We start from the raw sequence: 16,277 nt of genomic DNA, 5'->3' as shown, positions 1-16,277 counted from the left end.
TAGCATTAATACGGCAGCCAAAGATCGGCCCTCGGGAAATAAAGCGCAGCCTGCGCGGGGCGTCCATCCAGAGCCTGCACCTGCTCACAATAACGCTGTAATTGCGGCGCATAACGCAGCAGCATGCGCGCCGCAAAATCGTCCTTGCTTTCATGTTCGGCAGGCCGTCCGGTCTTGTAATCCACAACCAGCCAGTGATCCTCCTGGGAAATCGCCAAGTCAATAATCGACACCCGACCGCTGACGTCCAGCAAAGACCATTCGCGGTACGCACGGGTAACACCCAGCAACCAGCGGCCCCGTTCGGTCTGTACGGTTGCGGCAATCGCCTCAAACAAGGATTGGGCCGCTTCATCCAGATAGGTGGCAGGCACCCCGGCTCGCAACAATTGACGGCGCATCACGCTACGACCTTGCTGCAAGCGCTCTACCGGCCATTGCTCCAGTCCTTCACGCCCCAGCTTTTCCAGCCAGTCGTGGGCAACGGTCCCAATGGCTTTTTCGTGGGTCGTGTCCAAAGACCACTGCCAGCTTTGATATTGCGAAGAGGCCGCCTGCAACTGCTCGGGAGGCGCAGCAGGCAGGCTGACAACACGCTGCAACAAGGCGGCAGAGCTCTGCCCTGCATTTTCTTGCAGCACGCCTTGCTCGGCTTGCCAGACGGGAGCTTCCGGCTGAACCAGCACCGGCCAGACACGGCTTAACAAAGAGCGACCATCCGGGTCACGCAGGCCTTTATCCTGGGTGATGCTCAGCTCTGCAAACAAATGCAGTTCCTGACGAGCGCGGGTTAAGGCCACATACAAGAGACGGTGGCTTTCCTGCTCCGCCCGTATGCGCTCCCGTGCAGCCAGAAACTGCGAGACCGGGTCACGCTGCTCACTGCCTTTATGACTGATCGGTCCCAGAATCAGGCGCTCGGCGCTATGCTCCAGGCGGATCAAGGGCTCGGAGTCCGCAGCAGACTGCTTATGCAAACCAAACAAGATAACGGTTTCAAACTCCAGGCCTTTGGATTTGTGAATCGTCATCACCTCCACGGCCTTGCCCGTGCCTTGCGGCGTGGCGTACAGGGATTCCACGCGGGCCTGCAACTGCTGCTGGTCGGGCGGCCCGTAGGGGCACAGCTCTTCCAGCAGCCGCAAGACTTGTTCCGCATCGGCCTGATCGGCCAGGCTTGGGTACACCTGCGGCCCGCCCAAACGTGTCCAGCATTCCTGCACCCAGCCCGCAAAAGGCATCAAACCGCTGCGATTACCCCGGTCCAGCAGAATCTGGCAGGCAAACAAAAGACGGGCACGCTCATTCGGCTCCCAGTCTTCAAAATCCTGATTGTGTGTCAGCTCGGCCAGGGTCTGAGTCGGATGCAAGGCACACAGGCGATGCAGGCTGTCCAAGCGCAAGCCGATCAAGGGAGAACGCAACACAGACAGCCAGGCCAGACGATCGGCCGGATGCGCCAGCGCACGCACTAGCTGCACCAAATCCGCCACCACAGGACGCTGCTGCAAAGGCTCCAGCTCTACCGCTCGACACGGTATGCCCTGCTCGCCCAGTTTGCGCACCAGACCATGCAAGTGCGAGCGTGCCCGCACCAGGATGGCTACCGGATGTTCGCTCTCCTGATAACGCTCCAACGCCTGCGCCGCACATTGCACTGCTTCCTCAACAGCCCGCTCCTGCGCTGCTTGCTGTGAAGGCACCGCATCCTCACCACGCGCAACCCGGAAATGCCAGGAAGGATGGAACTGCACTGCCCATTCAGGAATATCGGGTTTGAAAGCCGTGGAATGCTCATACGTCACCATGCCCAGGTCGGGGTCAGGCTGAGCCGGGAACAGTTGCGCCCCCACCTTGTTCACCCACTCCACCAAACGCGGGTGCGAGCGGAAGTTATTGCTCAGGTTCAGCGGCTCCAGCTCTACCTCACCCAGACGTCTGGCTTGCCAGACCTGCAAAAACAAGCCCACTTCGGCTTTGCGGAAACGGTAAATGGACTGCATGGGGTCGCCCACCAAAAACAGGCTACGTCCGTCATTCGGCTCCCAACCACTGGTCAAGCGCTCCAGCAATTGCACTTGAGACTGGCTAGTGTCCTGGAATTCGTCCACCAGCAAATGGCGTATGGATCTGTCCATGCGCAGCAGCAATTCGCCCGGCTCGTCAGCATCACCCAAAGCCTGCAGCGCACGCTGGGCGATCTCGGTGAAGTCGACTTCGGCCTTCTCGGCAAAGCGCAGCTTCAGTTGCGCCGCAGCCAGCCACAAGACCTGAATCAGATTAGAGAGCACCTCTTGCTGCTGTTCGGAATACTGGGCAGGCAACAAGCGAGCACTAGCCAGGCGCGAAATCCAGGGCTCCATTCCCAGGCAATTGCCCAACCATTCGGTCAGCGTTTCTTTTTGAGCGGTTTTAGGTGGGAAACCATTACGCACCGTCAGGCTTTTACGTAGGTCGCCCTTATCGGTCAGCAACAAGGCGGCCAAACCGCGCCAGCGCGGCAAATCGTCCATGACTGGGGCCAGCTTATCGCCTTGCCAATCCGCCAGGGCCAACACATCACCGCTTTCCAGATTCGATGCCGCAAAGCAGGCCAAGGGCGCCAGGGTTTGCGCCCAGCCGGGGGGAAGGGAGTCACTTAATTGTTGTAACTGCTGCTCTACCACCTCGCGCAAACTGTCTTGCAAAAGCGCAACATCACCGCCCTGACCTACCGCGGACAACCACTGATCCCGGCTGGCCAGCATACCGGCCAACAGTGCCTGTGCCTGGAGCAAGTTGACATCCATATGCTCCAGAAAACGCGCGACACTGGGTACGCTTTCAGCCATTTCCAACGTGGCCCAAGCGGCGGCTTCGTAGTGTTCCTGAGCCTTGTCGGTAATGGCTGGCACACCGCCCAAGCCGGTAATCCAGGGCATGGCACGCACCAGGTGCGCACATAAGGAGTCGATCGTACGGATACTTAGACGAGCCGGGTAAGCCAGCAAATCCCAATGCTGCTCTTGATTGCGCTGCATGGCGGCACGTGCCAACTCCCAGCTACGCACCCGGTACGGTTCGGCCGGGCGCTCCTGATCCGCCGCGGCCAGTTTTTCCAGTACACGAGCGTGCATTTCAGCCGCCGCCTTGCGGGTAAAGGTGATGGCCACAATTTCCTCTGGCCGCTGAACACGAGCCAGCAAAGCCAGAATGCGGTCAGTCAGTAATTCCGTCTTGCCCGAGCCTGCGGGTGCCTGCACCAGAAAAGAGGACTCGGGGTCCAGCGCCCGTGCACGGGCTGGGCTATCGCTAGGGGCTGTCAGCATTACACCTCTCCTCCATTGTCCTGGAGGTCTTCCTGGAATAAACGTAAAAAGGGCAAAACATCGCAATACAGCAAATCGTTGCGGTTCCAGATCTGATTGGCTGCCTGCCCTTGCAGGAACTCATCAGCCAGACCTTCCACCGCCTGCTTCCACTGGGCAATTTGTGCAGTCCACTGCTGCGCACTTTCCAATTCGGTCAGACCTTCAATCTCCATGCCGGGAGCAGCCAAACCGCTTAAACCTACTTGACGGGCATGCAAGCGCACAAAGGCCAAACCACTGACGGTTCTGCCCTCGTCTTGTAAGGCGGCCGCATAAAACGGCAGTTGCAGATTTACGGGTCTAGGCCGCAACCAGTCTTTATCAGGTCGCAGCTCGCCTATGCCGGTTTTGTAATCCATCAGCAATTGTTCGCCATCGGCCAGATCATCCAGGCGATCCAGACGCAGATTCAAGCGCAGCAGACCACGGTTCCAGCTCAATTCGTGCTCCGTCGCCCCCAATGCGAATGGGGGGCGCTGGGCTTCTTGATGGGTGTACTCACTTAACACCGCCAGACCACGCTCCATCTCCAGACTGCGCAGCACCGGGCCATAATCTGCCAACTCTTCCTGAGCCGCCTGATCGACGCAGGCTTGCACCACATCCTGCAAGGAGCCCTCGCCGATCAACTCATGCAAGCTGTCCTGATCCTTCACTCGCAGCCAGAACAATTCGACAGCACGGTGCAAGAACATGCCACGCGTATTCATGTCACCCACACGGGCGTAATCCGGCAAAGCCTGTCCGTGCAAACGGAATTTCACAAAAGCCCACAAGGGATTACGGGCCTGTGTATCCAGCACACTGATCCCGCCACGTATGCGCTCTTCCATGCGCAAACCGGGGCCTTGCTCATCCAATAAAGCCTCTTGCGCAACGGCCTGTTCAGCCTGCACCGCCCACGGCGTATCCAGCACTGGCCAATGAGCAATCAAGGGGCTGGGCCTGAGCTCTTGCTCCCCCTGATGCAAAGGTGCGCTCAGCAAAACCTGATTTCCACAGCGCAGCAAAGCGGCGAGCATCCAGCGCGCCCATTCCAGCTCTCGTTCCGGTGTACTGCGAGGAGCCTGCACCCGACGCAACACCTGGGCTGGAATCAAGGGATTCGGTTTGACAGCCGCAGGCAAAATATCGTCCGTCAGACCCAGAACCCAGACGGCATCCCAGCGCCCGCCTTCAGCCTCCAGAAAACCCAGCACATCCAGACGCGACTGAGGATCACGCTGCGGCTGGAACAGGTTTTCACGGGCCATGCGAGCCAAGGCACTTTGCGCTTTCAAAGCACTGATACGACCCAAGACAGGCGCTTGCTGTGCCAGTTGCAGCAGCAGGGCTTCCAAGGCCTCCAGGGTTTGAAACTGGGCACTGTCCAGACTACTGGAGCCCGGAAAGCCCAAGGCTTCCAGACACTGCCGCATGACCGAGGCCCAGGTATCCACACCTTGAGCACCGGCTGACACAGACTCGAAACGCTCCATCGCCTTGCCCCAGGCCAAGGCCAGTTCGGGCGTGTGGTGGCTGAGCATATCGGCAAATTCTTTACGGCTCACTTGCGTGATGCGATTGTCGCGCCAGGCCTTATCAATACGAGCACGGCCTCCGGCCTCGGACTGCTCGGCCTGACACGCCCCCAGACGCAAAGCCTCGCCCAGCATGGCCGGTTCTGCCTGCGCCTTGGTCGCCAACGTAAACAGGGCTTTCAACCAGGCCAGGGCCGCTTCGACGACCGGCCACTCTGCCAGGGATCGGGCAGCGGCCACGTTATAAGGCAAAGCACCGTGATCGGTTTGCATGGCCTGCCGCAACAAGCGGTGCACCAGCGGCAATTGTGTTTCCAACTGCGCGGCCACAATGGCGACCGTACGCTTCGGGTCCTCATCCACTTGACGACGAGCCCACTGCACGGCCAAACGCCATTCGGTATCGGCATCTTGCGCCTGCACCCGGTGTACCTGATTTGCCGGAGCCTCTTCATGCTCCAGACGCAAAATCTCTACCCCCATTTCCTGCAAGCCACTTAATAAGGCCTGCAAGCGCGGCGAGTACTCGTGGAAACCATGCAGCACCATATGACGATGACGTATGTGCAAGGCTCCGGCCCTGACCGCGTTCAGCACACGCCCGGCAGCCAGATTCGCGTCATCCAGATCCGCCTGTTCCAGACTTTGTCGGTAATGCGCACGCCACTGCAAAAAACGCTCGAAGTCCACGCTGGCTTCGCCGGGATTTAATTCAATATTCCATTCATCCAGCAAGGCATCGGCTTCGCAGGCCAGACGCGCCGCCTGCCCAACGTCCAGGAAATAGCCCTCTTCCTCGCACTGCTCAATACTGTGTTCCCAGCGCTGCAAGGCGGCAAAGCGATCCATCTGATGCGCAGCCGGTTGCCATTGTTCGGAAAAACAAAGCTGGTCGCTGGCCTGCCCCAGCCAAGCCCCCAAGGGCACAATTTCTGGAACTGCTACCGTCCCCCCTGCTCCGGCAAGGCGGGCCGACAAATGGCCCAGCAAACGGCGGGCATAGCGCTTGTTCACGGTCAGGACGACCGTCTCGGCACTATTGAGCTCCTGCAATTGAGCCATGGAAACAGTGGGGGTGTCGTACATAGAAAAAACCAGTTAAGGTTGCAAGAAAACAGAACGGCCAGCAGCGCTGATCCGGCCATTGTACCGGCGCTCTATCCCTAGCTCGCTCTCGCCCTTACACTTATCACCATGTCTAGTTCACACACTCCCAATACCGAATTAACCGGCAGCCTGTCGCTGCGCACGGGCGACCATACCTGGGGCAGCGCCCGTCGTATGGCTTTGCTGGCCGCCATTGCCGAGCTGGGCTCGATCTCTGCCGCTGCCCGCCATATTGGCATCAGCTACAAAGCGGCCTGGGACGCCATCGACATCATGAACAATATGGCGGGCGAGCCACTGGTGCTGCGCAGTACTGGCGGCCACCGTGGCGGTGGCGCCACCTTGACGCCCAAGGCTGTTGAATTGCTGGAGCTGTACCAAACCTACGACCGGCTGCATCAGCGTTTCATGAGCCGTATCGGTCGCTTAATGCCTTCAGTGGCCACTCAGATGGAGTTACTCCAAACCATGATCATGCAAACTTCTGCTCGCAACCAACTGCCCGGTGTTGTTACCACGATCAAAACGGGTGCCGTCAACGACGAAATTCATGTAGATATTGGCCAGGGCCAAACTGTCGTGGCGTCCATCACACGAGAAAGCACGGAAAACCTGGGCCTGCGCGAAGGACAGAAAGTACTGGCTTTCCTGAAAGCGTCCTCGATCATGATTGGTACTGGCGATACGCGCGACTCGCTGTCCGCCCGCAACCAGTTGCCCGGCAAGATTACCGATGTCATCGCCGGTGCAGTAAATGCGGAAGTGCGTCTGGAACTGCCTCAAGGGCTGACCGTGACGGCCAGCATCACCCTGGACAGCACACAGCGTTTGCACCTGGAAGCAGGCCAATCCGCCTATGCGCTGTTCAAAGCCTCCAGCGTGATGATCGCTACGCTGTAGCCAGTTCCAGATCAGCGCTGGTACAGCGCTCTATGATGCGTCCATCGCGAATGCGGTAGACCTCTTGGGCCAAGGCCCTGGCATCTTCAGGATCATGCGTGATCAAAATGGTGGGAATATCGATCTGGCTTTGCAACTGAGCCAGTTCGGCCCGCAAACGGGCACGCAAATCCTGATCCAGGGCCGCCAAAGGCTCATCCAGCAACAGCAATTGTGGCTTGATTGCCAAGGCTCGTGCCAGAGCACAACGCTGCTTTTGCCCGCCCGATAGCTGGGCAGGATAGCTGTTCAGCACAGACTCCAACTGAAACGCCTCTACCCAACGCTGGGCAGCGGCAGGCATGTCCCGCACCGAGCGGTTGAACAAGCCCGTGTTCAGGCCAAAGCAGATATTCTGCGCCGCTGTCAGATGCGGGAACAGGCCGTAATCCTGAAACAGATAGGCCACCCGACGCTCGCGCGGTTTCAGATTGATGCCTTTTTCAGAATCAAAATAAACCTGATCGCCAATCTGGATGCGGCCATGGTCGGGGCGCAACAAACCAGCCACGCTTTGCACCGTCAAGGATTTACCCGAGCCCGACGGCCCGTACAAGGCAATATGCCGGGCCTCGGTTTGAATCTGTATATTCAGCTCGAAACGACGGGCCTCGCTGAGCACGGTGCGTTGAATCTGTACATTCAGGCTCATTACATCCCTCTTTTACGACGTACATGGCGCGGTGACAAAGCACTGGTGCTCCACAGAACCAGCACGCAGGTAATCGAAATGATAGCGACCAGCACCAAGGCTTGCTGATCCTCGCCCGCCTGCACCGCTTCATAAATGGCAATCGACATAGTCTGGGTACGCCCAGGTATGCTGCCTGCAATCATCAGGGTGGCACCGAACTCGCCCAATGCACGGGCAAAGGCCAACAAGACACCCGCCATAATGCCACGCGCCGCCAAAGGCAGGCTGACACGGAAAAAAATGGCCAGGGGTTTCAGGCCCAAGACGCTGGCTGCATTTTCCAGTCGCGGGTCCACGTCTTCAAAAGCTGCACGAGCCGCTTTCAAAATCATGGGAAAGGCGACGACTGTTGCGGCAATGACGGCGCCCTGCCAGGTAAAGACCAGCTCAATCCCCATGCTGGAGAGCCACTGCCCTACAGCGCTTCGTCGCCCCAACAAGACCAGAAGGTAATAGCCGATCACGGTGGGCGGCAAAACCATGGGCAAGGTCAGAATGGAGTCGAGCAGGTCACACCAGCGCGACTGCCAGCGCGACAAGGCATAGGCAATGCCTATGCCCAGCACGCAGGCGAACAAGGTCGCCCAACCGGCGACCTTGAGCGATAACCACAAGGGAATCCAAAGTGAAGTCATCCTGCTATCAAAATCCTATCTATCAAGGCTTGGCAAAACCGTATTTTGCCAGCACTTGTTGACCGGACTCGGACATGACGAAATCCTGGAAAGCCTGGGCCTTGTCGTTACGGCCGTCACGCTGAACCAAAGCGATCGGGTAAGTAACAGGCTCGGTGGTCTTGAGCACTTCCAGCACTTCCACTTTGTCTTTCATGATGGCTGCGTCGGTTGCGAACACGAAACCGGCTTCCACTTCACCACGGGCCACGTAATCCAGCACCTGACGCACGTTTTGGCCCAGGATTTCGCGCTGTTTGACCGCATCCCACTGACCGGCTTTTTCCAGAGCAGCTTGGGTGTAGCGGCCAACAGGCACCACAGCAGGATTACCCAGAGCAACACGTTTGACTTCTGGCTTGCCCAGATCGCCAGCGTTAGTCACTTTAGCGGGGTTGTCGCTAGGCACAATCAGCACAACCTGATTCTGCACAAAATTCTTGCGAGTAGCGGGATCAACGGCTTTGGCTTCCTCGGCCTTGTTCATGGCTTTCTGGTCTGCCGACGCAAACACATCCACGGGAGCGCCATTGACGATCTGCTGCAACAAGACATCCGATGCGGCAAAGCTGGTCAGCACTTTAGTGCCGGGGTGCTCTGCTTCAAACTGACCGGCCAGTTCCTTGAAGGCGTTGGTCAGGCTGGCAGCAGCGGCCACCACCAACTCATCGGCTTGGGCGGTGCCTTGCAGGAACAGGGATAAGGCGGCTACCGATACGACACGTTTAAACATTGTTTTCTCCTCCAGGACGGGTGTAACGAATTAGTATAATCAGGAAATATATATAGGTATATAGCGCAGGACACCCTATCTACTGAATGAAGATCATCATGCTGGAGTGATAGCATGATGACTTTCTCGCCCTGTTTCCCTGTACTAAAGCTCTCTGAAACCCGGCTTTATGACGCCTCCATTCCCATGACGCAAGCCAGTCTGATTTCCGATTTCATCACCATGCTCTGGTTGCAGGATGGCCTGGCTGCCAACACGCAGCAAGCGTATCGGCAGGACTTGGAGCGCCTGGAAGAATGGGCTCAGCAAAAGCGCGGGGGAAAGCCGCTGGAGCAGCTGGAAGCGATTGATTTACGAGAGTGGATGGCCAGCCAGTCCGGGCACAGCAAAGCCAGCACCGCCAACCGCAGACTAGCGACTTTGCGCCGCTTTTACGATTGGACAGTACAGGAAGGCATGCGTCAGGATGACCCTTGCCTGGAACTGAGCAGTGCCCGTCAGGCCCCGCGCGTCCCGCACACCTTGTCCGAAGAGCAGGTAGAGCGCCTGCTGGCAGCACCAGACATTCATAATCCCTTGGGGCTGCGTGATCGCTGCATGCTGGAAACCTTGTATGCCAGCGGTTTGCGCGTCACTGAACTGACTGAGCTCCCCCTGCAAAACCTGAGCCTGAGCGACGGTGTGCTACGCATTGATCAGGGCAAAGGCGGCAAGGACAGACTGGTTCCCTTGGGCCAAGAAGCCATGCACTGGATCGAGCGGTATATGCAGGAGTCCCGCCCGGCTTTGCTGGGCCAGCGACGCAGCGACTTTGTTTTTATTACCGGACGCGGCACCTGCATGAGCCGCCAATCCTTCTGGCTGATCGTCAAAAAGTACGCTGTCCAGGCCGGGATTTTGGCCCCCTTGTCCCCGCACGTTCTGCGTCATGCTTTTGCAACTCATTTGCTGAATCACGGTGCCGACTTGCGCGTCGTGCAGATGCTCTTGGGGCACGCCGACATTTCCACGACCCAGATTTATACTCATGTGGCACGTGAGCGCTTGAAAGCCTTGCACGCAGCCCATCACCCACGCGCCTGAGCGCCCTACCCAGATATGGCTAAAGAAAAACACGTTAGCGAAACACCCGCCACGCAATGGCTACGTAAAAATGGCATTTCCTTTACCGAGCATAGCTACGACTATGTCGATCACGGCGGAGCCATGGAAGCAGCAGCCCAGCTAGGTCTGGACCTGCACCGGGTGGCCAAGACCCTGATCATGGAAGATGAAAGCGCCAAGCCGTTGATTATCGTGATGCACGGTGACCGTGAAGTCTCCACCAAGAATCTGGCCCGTCAGACGGGCGCGAAAAAGATCGCCCCCTGCAAGCCAGATGTAGCCCAGCGCCACTCTGGCTATATGGTTGGCGGCACCTCGCCCTTTGCCACCCGCAAGGCCATGCCTGTGTGGCTGGAAGAAGAACTGCTGGAGTTCGACACCATTTACATTAACGGCGGCCGACGCGGCTATTTGCTGGGTATCAACCCTCAGGTTCTGATCGACAAGCTGGGAGCACGACCAGTACAAGCGGGTCTGGAAAAAGGTTGAGCTCAAAAAAGCTGATCTTATTGAGCAACAAGTACAAAAAAGACGGAGCTATTAGCCCGTCTTTTTTTATGTCCCTCGCTCGCTTGAACCATCAAACGCCGCAGTAAACAGCCTGGTTCTGCGCCCTACACTTCCTGCCACGCACAGCCCACAACAACAACAACAACAACAACAACAACAACAACAACAACAACAACAACAACAACAACAACAACAACAACAACAACAACCTCCCGCAGCTGGAACTGGATCACGGCGCCCTACAACACTGTCCACCCAATCGCTTTTCACAAGACAAGGTGATTGCACCTCTTTGGCATTTCGCCAGATAATTCAAACCTGAATAATAAGAGGGGACCCCATGTTTCAATCCTTGCGCCAGCCCGCCGTCATGACGGTGACTTTGGCTGCTGCTGGCATCCTGATGGTCACCATGGGGATACGCCAATCCTTCGGTCTATTCGTCGGCCCCATTGATAAAGCAACCGGCATGGGCATTATGTCCATCAGCTTTGCAATGGCCGTCGGCCAACTGGCCTGGGGTGCCATTCAGCCCATTGCCGGTGCCTGCTCGGATCGTTGGGGGCCAGACCGTGTACTGATTGCAGGCCTCCTGATTCTGGCTCTGGGCTGCGCCGTCACTCCGTTTATTGGCTCAGGCCTGGGCCTGACCTTGACGCTGGGCCTGCTGGCCAACCTCGGCTCGGGAGCAGCCAGCTTTTCCACCTTGATTGGTGCCGCCGCCCAGCGCATTCCCGACCACGCACGCGGCCAGGCCTCAGGCCTGATCAATGCAGGCGGCTCCTTCGGGCAGTTTGTCTTTGCCCCCGTTGTACAAAAACTGATCGGCTGGGTGGGTTGGATGTCCACCTTCTGGGTCCTGGCCCTGACCGCCCTGCTGACCCTGCCCCTGATCCGCAAACTAAGCCCCGGCGGCAAGACTAACAAAGCGGCGGCTGCCCCAAGCCCCGCTCCCCTTCCCAGCGGCCCTGGCCTGGCCGAGACAGTCAAAAGCGCCATGAAAGATCGCAGCTATTTGCTGTTGAGCCTAGGCTTTTTCACCTGCGGTTTTCATATTGCGTTTCTGGTCACCCACCTGCCGGGGGAGATTGACCTGTGCGGACTGCCGCCTTCGGTGGCAAGCTGGTCACTAGCCTTGATCGGTCTGGCCAATATCTTCGGTAGTATTGCCGCTGGCTCCTGCATTGCCCGCTGGCGCAGCAAGTACGTACTGGCGCTGATGTATGCTTCTCGCGCCGTGCTGATCCTGTGGTATTTGATGATGCCTAAAACCGATCTGGTGTTTTATATCTTCGCCATCGGATTGGGACTGACCTGGCTGGCCACCGTACCCCCAACGGCCAATATCGTTGCCAAGCTGTTTGGCACGCGCTATCTGGCTACCCTGTTCGGTCTGGCCCTTTTCTCGCATCAGATCGGCGGCTTTCTAGGTGCTTGGCTGGGTGGCATTGCCCTGACTCGTTTTGGCGACTATAGCTGGATGTGGTGGGCTGATATTGTGTTGGCCGTACTGGCTGCCATCGTCAACCTGCCGATCCGCGAAGCCAAGATCAAGATGCAGACGGCTTAGGCGACTCGGGATTAAAACCCTGCTAAAACACAGCAAAAACGCTTGCCCAAAAAAGAACGCTGTTTAACGGCCCCCTTCATCAAAAAGACCCGCCAGTGATGGCGGGTCTTTTATCTGGCGTACACATAAGTCCTCTTTGCACTGGGGCAGCGCATCACCCCAAACTAGCGACCTTAGAACATGGTATTGCTATTGGCAGCCTGCTCCGGCACGGCCTGAATCACATCCCAGTGCTCCACAATCTTGCCGTCTTGCACCCGGAAAATATCAATCACCGCCTGTCCGCGATCTGCCTTGCCATTGGTCGAGTGCACATGCAGATAGACCAGATCACCATCTGCGGCACTACGCACAATCCGCGCACGAGACTCCGGGTTTTCTTTGAAGTAGCCACCAAAATAACCCACAAAAGGCGCCTTTCCGTCCGGCACTTCCGGGTTGTGCTGGATGTAGTCCTCGGCCACCACGGCTGCCGCTTCCTGCACCTGATGCTTGTTGAAGAAGCTCTCGTAAAAATCGACCACTAGCTTGCGATTGCTTTCTTCCTGAGCCACATCACGAGTCGGCGAATTGGCAGCCAACACTGCATTTGTGCTCAACAAGAAAGAGCCCGCTAATAACACTGGAGATACCCATCGGATTAAACCTTTCATCAGTCCCACTCCTTGTTCAATAACCTACGGTGAATCGCTGGCGCGAATGGGCTGGACGTTCAATCTCGTCCACCAAAGCGATGGCGTAATCCTCATAAGAAATCTTGCTGCCCTGGTCCGAGACCAAAAGGCTGTCTTTGCCGACACGGAACTTGCCTGTGCGCTGACCTGGGCCGAATTCAGCCGATGGGGACAGGAAAGTCCAATCCAGCTCTTTTTCCTGACGCAACTGATCCAGGAAAGCAATGCCACCCAAGGCCTCGGTACGGTACGCGTCCGGGAAAGCAGGCTGATCAATCAATCGCTGACCGGGAGCCACTTCCAGACTGGCAGCACCACCCACAACCAGATAGCGCTTCACACCGGCAGCACGAACCGCCGTGATCAGTTTGGAAGGGTCTGAAGACGCAAAGCGAACTGCACTAATCGCCACATCGTGACCTTGCAGTAGCGCGATCAAACCGTCCAGATCATTCACATCACCCTGAACAGCCGTGACATTGGGCAGACTGGCAATTTTTTCAGTATGGCGAGCAATCGCTGTCACCGTATGGCCGCGATCCGAGAGTTCTTTCAAAAGGCGCGAACCAACTTCGCCAGAAGCACCTATCAATGCAATACGAGACATAACAGCTCCTTGTGTGCTCAAATTAAGACTTGGTCTATAAAGTAGACCATTAAGTGTGATGCTAGACAGTTTTTTGACAGTCCACAAGAAGTCACGCAAGCCATACCAGGTCACATGGAAGTGACTATTGAACCCCAGAAGGCGATGACACATGTCCTCATCAAGCGCAGCAGTACTGGCTTCCAGCCCAATACAGGAAGAATTTGAACAACCCTGTCCCATACGGGATGTACTGGATCGAATTGGCGACCAATGGAGCCTGCTGATCCTGGAATCCCTGGCACCGGGCACCCTGCGCTTTAACGAGCTGGGCCGAGAAATCGGCGATATTTCCCGCCAAATGCTCTCACGCACCCTCAAGCGTCTGGAAACTGATGGTTTTGTACAACGGACCTTGTACGCAGAAGTACCGCCACGCGTGGAGTACACGCTGACCGAATTGGGGCAATCCTTTCTGGTGCCCATGCGAGAGCTGGTGAAGTGGGCAGATGTGCATCATGGACGCATCTGCCAGGCGCGTCGGGACGCTCAGGCGGAGTGACTATAGAAAACAAAAAAGCCGCATTACGCGGCTTTTTTATTGAGCGATGGGCTTCAAGCCGCGCTGGCTGGCAAGCCAAACACTCGATCAAAGGTCCAGCTAAAGATAAACGAGTAGATCAGGAAGAACACCAGAATGGCGACTTCCATACGCAGCGCTTCCATCAAGCCAACCTGATACCACCACATATACAAAGGCACGATGGCAATCACCAAGCCAGCCTCAAAGCTGATGGCATGCACGCTACGGCGCAACAGGCTGCGGCCTTTAATGGCCTGGCGGGATTCCCAATGCTCGAACGCCGTGTTGAACACGTAGTTCCAGATAATCGCGATCACGGAAATAGCCACTGCAATCGGTGCAGATTCAGAAGCCTCGCCCCCGGCAAAATACGCCAGCAAGAACGAAGAAAAAACAATAGCGAAAAATTCAAACAAACCCACGTAAAAAGCGCGGCGTTTCCAACCTTGAAGTGTCATGACTAAGCTGCTTATGCGCACGCCCCGCGGCCCCAGGATCAAGGGGCCAAGAGAACAGTGCGATTAAAAATACGATGGCGGGCCCAGCAGGAATCGAACCTGCAATCTTCCCTTAGGAGGGGAAAGTTATATCCATTTAACTATGGGCCCGGTGGGCTTTCTGTGGAGTGGGCCCAAGCGGGCCAGACGCCACATACACCGCAGGAATTCAGGCTTTACAGCACATGAAGGCAGATTGACTGCCTTGTTCTGTGCGTAAAAAAACAAGCCTTTTCCTGGCAAGTGCAGCCGGAAGTGCTACAGCAAAGGGCCTGTTCAACAAGCCAATCCCGCTACTGCGCGCTTCTCAGAAAAGCAGCCGCAAAGTGTACCAGCTAGACCGCAGGCGCGAAAGGATTCCAAGGGCCGCATGAAGCGCCTCAAGCAGCTTCAAAAAAACACAAAGAGAGCTATACCAGTACTGCTTCAGCCCTCTTTGCGAAACCTGAAACCACATCCAGAAACAGGCATCAAAAAGGCAACGCCATCCCCTGCCAAGGCCTGAAAAAAACTCCAAGCCAGTCCATAAGCCATCTACGGCCCCTTCTAGGACAAACCCCAATCTAAATATGTTGTTAATATATTTATAAAATATTAAGATGATTTCCATGCTCTCGCCCTAGCCACAGGCCTATGACAGAGCTGGACTATAAAAAAACCACCGGAGACAAATATGAAATCCAAACTTGGTGCTTCACGAATTGCTGGTTTGTTTTTGTTGTGCGGTATGGCCTCGGTACAGGCTGCTGACATCAGTTGGCGCGTTCCCACTTCCGTACCGGAAGGATCCCCCTTCTATCAGAACTTCCTGGAGCGTTTCGCAAAGAATGTGAAGCTCATGACAGGTGACCGGGTTGAAATCCAGCCCTTTGGAGCGGGGGTCATTGTTCCTGCCCTCAAGGTGTTTGAAGCCGTCGAAACCGGCGTCGTGGAAGCTGGGCACTCCACCTCCAGTTACCTGGTCAATCAGGATCCAGCCAATGCGATTTTTGCGGGCTATCCGGGCGGCATGGGGCCTGATGCCTATCGTGTCTGGCTGTATGAAGGTGGTGGCAAGGAAAAGCTGCAGGAGCTGCGCTCCAAAAACGGCCTCAAAACCATGATTGTCGGCCTGGGTTCGACCGAGGTGCTGGCCCACTCCAACACCCCTATTCGGAATGCAGAGGACTTGAAAGGGCTGAAATACCGCACTTCCGGCGCCTGGGCCGACGTGATGAAAGATTATTTCGGTGCCGTTCCCACCGTGGTTCCTCCTGGCGACACCTACACCCTGCTGCAACGCAAAGGGGTCGATGCAGTGGAATGGGCCACCCCCTCCTCCAACACCCCCGAAGGCTTTCATCAGGCTGCCAAATACATTGTGGTGCCTGGCGTACATCAACCCACCTTTATGTGGGAAGTCGTCCTTAAGCAGGAAACCTGGGACAAGGTACCGGCCGATTTGCAAAAACTGATCGAGGCCGCTGCCGAACTGACCACCCACCAATCTCTGGATTACTTCTACAACGCCGATATCAAAGCCATGGAAAAGTATCGCCAAGGGCGCAATGAAGTGATCACCCTGGATCCGGCCTTCATCAAACAATTGGCTGATGCCGGTAATGACTGGGTACACAAGAAAGCCGATGCGCAAGCCCAGTCCGGCAACGACTACATGAAGAACTTGCTGACTGATTACGATGACTTCCTGAACCGTTGGCGCAGCGAAAGCAATTACCTGATCCGAGACTAAGTCC

At 56.6% G+C, this 16,277-nt stretch carries 15 protein-coding genes and 1 tRNA gene; 6 read left to right on the top strand and 10 right to left on the bottom strand.

The window, feature by feature from the left end; genetic code table 11:
- Positions 1 to 5: 5 nt before the first annotated feature.
- A complete protein-coding gene (locus OSH09_RS11465; RefSeq protein ID WP_266121039.1) occupies positions 6 to 3,308 on the bottom strand; it encodes a UvrD-helicase domain-containing protein in 3,303 nt (1,100 codons plus the stop codon).
- Positions 3,308 to 5,956: a PD-(D/E)XK nuclease family protein gene (locus tag OSH09_RS11460; RefSeq protein WP_266121038.1), complete on the bottom strand. Its 2,649-nt coding sequence runs from the start codon at positions 5,954 to 5,956 to the stop codon at positions 3,308 to 3,310. The genes OSH09_RS11465 and OSH09_RS11460 overlap by 1 nt, the downstream gene beginning before the upstream one ends.
- A gap of 108 nt (positions 5,957 to 6,064) precedes the next feature.
- Between OSH09_RS11460 and OSH09_RS11455 the strand changes: the two genes are divergently transcribed.
- Entirely contained in the window at positions 6,065 to 6,877 is an 813-nt protein-coding gene (locus tag OSH09_RS11455) for a TOBE domain-containing protein (RefSeq protein ID WP_207873477.1), read from the top strand.
- Here OSH09_RS11455 and OSH09_RS11450 read toward each other — a convergent pair.
- The 3 genes from OSH09_RS11450 to modA are packed head-to-tail and all read right to left on the bottom strand — an operon-like array spanning position 6,867 to position 9,017.
- Entirely contained in the window at positions 6,867 to 7,568 is a 702-nt protein-coding gene (locus OSH09_RS11450) for a sulfate/molybdate ABC transporter ATP-binding protein (protein WP_266121037.1), read from the bottom strand. The genes OSH09_RS11455 and OSH09_RS11450 overlap by 11 nt on opposite strands.
- Positions 7,568 to 8,245 carry a molybdate ABC transporter permease subunit gene (gene modB, locus OSH09_RS11445; protein WP_266121036.1) on the bottom strand — a complete coding sequence of 226 codons (678 nt, stop codon included), beginning with the start codon at positions 8,243 to 8,245 and terminating at the stop codon, positions 7,568 to 7,570. Before modB ends, OSH09_RS11450 begins: the two co-directional genes overlap by 1 nt.
- A 22-nt stretch (positions 8,246 to 8,267) precedes the next feature.
- Entirely contained in the window at positions 8,268 to 9,017 is a 750-nt protein-coding gene (gene modA / locus OSH09_RS11440) for a molybdate ABC transporter substrate-binding protein (RefSeq protein WP_207873474.1), read from the bottom strand.
- A gap of 186 nt (positions 9,018 to 9,203) precedes the next feature.
- Between modA and xerD the strand changes: the two genes are divergently transcribed.
- Together xerD and ybaK are read left to right on the top strand one after the other, a co-directional pair.
- Positions 9,204 to 10,100: a site-specific tyrosine recombinase XerD gene (gene xerD, locus OSH09_RS11435; RefSeq protein WP_266121185.1), complete on the top strand. Its 897-nt coding sequence runs from the start codon at positions 9,204 to 9,206 to the stop codon at positions 10,098 to 10,100.
- A 15-nt stretch (positions 10,101 to 10,115) separates the two neighbouring features.
- Positions 10,116 to 10,610 (top strand): Cys-tRNA(Pro) deacylase, encoded by a 495-nt coding sequence (gene ybaK / locus OSH09_RS11430; RefSeq protein WP_207873473.1) that lies wholly within the window; start codon positions 10,116 to 10,118, stop codon positions 10,608 to 10,610.
- A 125-nt stretch (positions 10,611 to 10,735) separates the two neighbouring features.
- Here ybaK and OSH09_RS11425 read toward each other — a convergent pair whose 3' ends face one another.
- Positions 10,736 to 10,864, bottom strand: coding sequence for a hypothetical protein (locus OSH09_RS11425; protein WP_266121035.1), 129 nt, complete (start codon positions 10,862 to 10,864; stop codon positions 10,736 to 10,738).
- Between the two features lie 107 nt (positions 10,865 to 10,971).
- Here OSH09_RS11425 and OSH09_RS11420 point away from each other — a divergent pair, with 107 nt between their 5' ends.
- Entirely contained in the window at positions 10,972 to 12,201 is a 1,230-nt protein-coding gene (locus OSH09_RS11420) for an MFS transporter (protein WP_266121034.1), read from the top strand.
- A gap of 173 nt (positions 12,202 to 12,374) precedes the next feature.
- On the opposite strand, the gene OSH09_RS11415 is transcribed toward OSH09_RS11420, so the two are convergent.
- Together OSH09_RS11415 and OSH09_RS11410 are read right to left on the bottom strand one after the other, a co-directional pair.
- Positions 12,375 to 12,854 carry a nuclear transport factor 2 family protein gene (locus OSH09_RS11415; RefSeq protein WP_207873471.1) on the bottom strand — a complete coding sequence of 160 codons (480 nt, stop codon included), beginning with the start codon at positions 12,852 to 12,854 and terminating at the stop codon, positions 12,375 to 12,377.
- A 16-nt stretch (positions 12,855 to 12,870) separates the two neighbouring features.
- Positions 12,871 to 13,482: an NAD(P)-dependent oxidoreductase gene (locus OSH09_RS11410; protein ID WP_207873470.1), complete on the bottom strand. Its 612-nt coding sequence runs from the start codon at positions 13,480 to 13,482 to the stop codon at positions 12,871 to 12,873.
- A gap of 151 nt (positions 13,483 to 13,633) precedes the next feature.
- Here OSH09_RS11410 and OSH09_RS11405 point away from each other — a divergent pair, with 151 nt between their 5' ends.
- Positions 13,634 to 14,023, top strand: a complete 390-nt coding sequence (locus OSH09_RS11405) for a winged helix-turn-helix transcriptional regulator (protein WP_207873469.1) — start codon at positions 13,634 to 13,636, stop codon at positions 14,021 to 14,023.
- Positions 14,024 to 14,076: 53 nt separating this feature from the next.
- Here OSH09_RS11405 and OSH09_RS11400 read toward each other — a convergent pair whose 3' ends face one another.
- Together OSH09_RS11400 and OSH09_RS11395 are read right to left on the bottom strand one after the other, a co-directional pair.
- Positions 14,077 to 14,502 carry a PACE efflux transporter gene (locus OSH09_RS11400; RefSeq protein WP_207873468.1) on the bottom strand — a complete coding sequence of 142 codons (426 nt, stop codon included), beginning with the start codon at positions 14,500 to 14,502 and terminating at the stop codon, positions 14,077 to 14,079.
- A gap of 75 nt (positions 14,503 to 14,577) precedes the next feature.
- Positions 14,578 to 14,652 (bottom strand) — tRNA-Arg (locus OSH09_RS11395).
- 562 nt (positions 14,653 to 15,214) lie between these two features.
- On the opposite strand from OSH09_RS11395, the gene dctP reads away from it, so the two are divergent.
- Positions 15,215 to 16,273, top strand: a complete 1,059-nt coding sequence (gene dctP / locus OSH09_RS11390; protein ID WP_266121033.1) for a TRAP transporter substrate-binding protein DctP — start codon at positions 15,215 to 15,217, stop codon at positions 16,271 to 16,273.
- Positions 16,274 to 16,277: the final 4 nt, after the last annotated feature.

The organism is Alcaligenes parafaecalis, assembly GCF_026344135.1.
In the GTDB taxonomy this organism is placed as follows: Bacteria; Pseudomonadota; Gammaproteobacteria; order Burkholderiales; family Burkholderiaceae_B; genus Alcaligenes; species Alcaligenes parafaecalis.
Note: the sequence above shows the minus strand (reverse complement) of the source record. Positions and strands in the feature narration are given on the sequence as shown.

What these genes read in the sequence shown, in the direction of transcription:
- OSH09_RS11465 (WP_266121039.1), bottom strand. Translation starts at nt 3,308, where the DNA reads ATGCTGACAGCCCCTAGCGATAGCCCAGCCCGTGCACGGGCGCTGGAC.
- OSH09_RS11460 (WP_266121038.1), bottom strand. Translation starts at nt 5,956, where the DNA reads ATGTACGACACCCCCACTGTTTCCATGGCTCAATTGCAGGAGCTCAAT.
- OSH09_RS11455 (WP_207873477.1), top strand. Translation starts at nt 6,065, where the DNA reads ATGTCTAGTTCACACACTCCCAATACCGAATTAACCGGCAGCCTGTCG.
- OSH09_RS11450 (WP_266121037.1), bottom strand. Translation starts at nt 7,568, where the DNA reads ATGAGCCTGAATGTACAGATTCAACGCACCGTGCTCAGCGAGGCCCGT.
- modB (WP_266121036.1), bottom strand. Translation starts at nt 8,245, where the DNA reads ATGACTTCACTTTGGATTCCCTTGTGGTTATCGCTCAAGGTCGCCGGT.
- modA (WP_207873474.1), bottom strand. Translation starts at nt 9,017, where the DNA reads ATGTTTAAACGTGTCGTATCGGTAGCCGCCTTATCCCTGTTCCTGCAA.
- xerD (WP_266121185.1), top strand. Translation starts at nt 9,204, where the DNA reads ATGACGCAAGCCAGTCTGATTTCCGATTTCATCACCATGCTCTGGTTG.
- ybaK (WP_207873473.1), top strand. Translation starts at nt 10,116, where the DNA reads ATGGCTAAAGAAAAACACGTTAGCGAAACACCCGCCACGCAATGGCTA.
- OSH09_RS11420 (WP_266121034.1), top strand. Translation starts at nt 10,972, where the DNA reads ATGTTTCAATCCTTGCGCCAGCCCGCCGTCATGACGGTGACTTTGGCT.
- OSH09_RS11415 (WP_207873471.1), bottom strand. Translation starts at nt 12,854, where the DNA reads ATGAAAGGTTTAATCCGATGGGTATCTCCAGTGTTATTAGCGGGCTCT.
- OSH09_RS11410 (WP_207873470.1), bottom strand. Translation starts at nt 13,482, where the DNA reads ATGTCTCGTATTGCATTGATAGGTGCTTCTGGCGAAGTTGGTTCGCGC.
- OSH09_RS11405 (WP_207873469.1), top strand. Translation starts at nt 13,634, where the DNA reads ATGTCCTCATCAAGCGCAGCAGTACTGGCTTCCAGCCCAATACAGGAA.
- OSH09_RS11400 (WP_207873468.1), bottom strand. Translation starts at nt 14,502, where the DNA reads ATGACACTTCAAGGTTGGAAACGCCGCGCTTTTTACGTGGGTTTGTTT.
- dctP (WP_266121033.1), top strand. Translation starts at nt 15,215, where the DNA reads ATGAAATCCAAACTTGGTGCTTCACGAATTGCTGGTTTGTTTTTGTTG.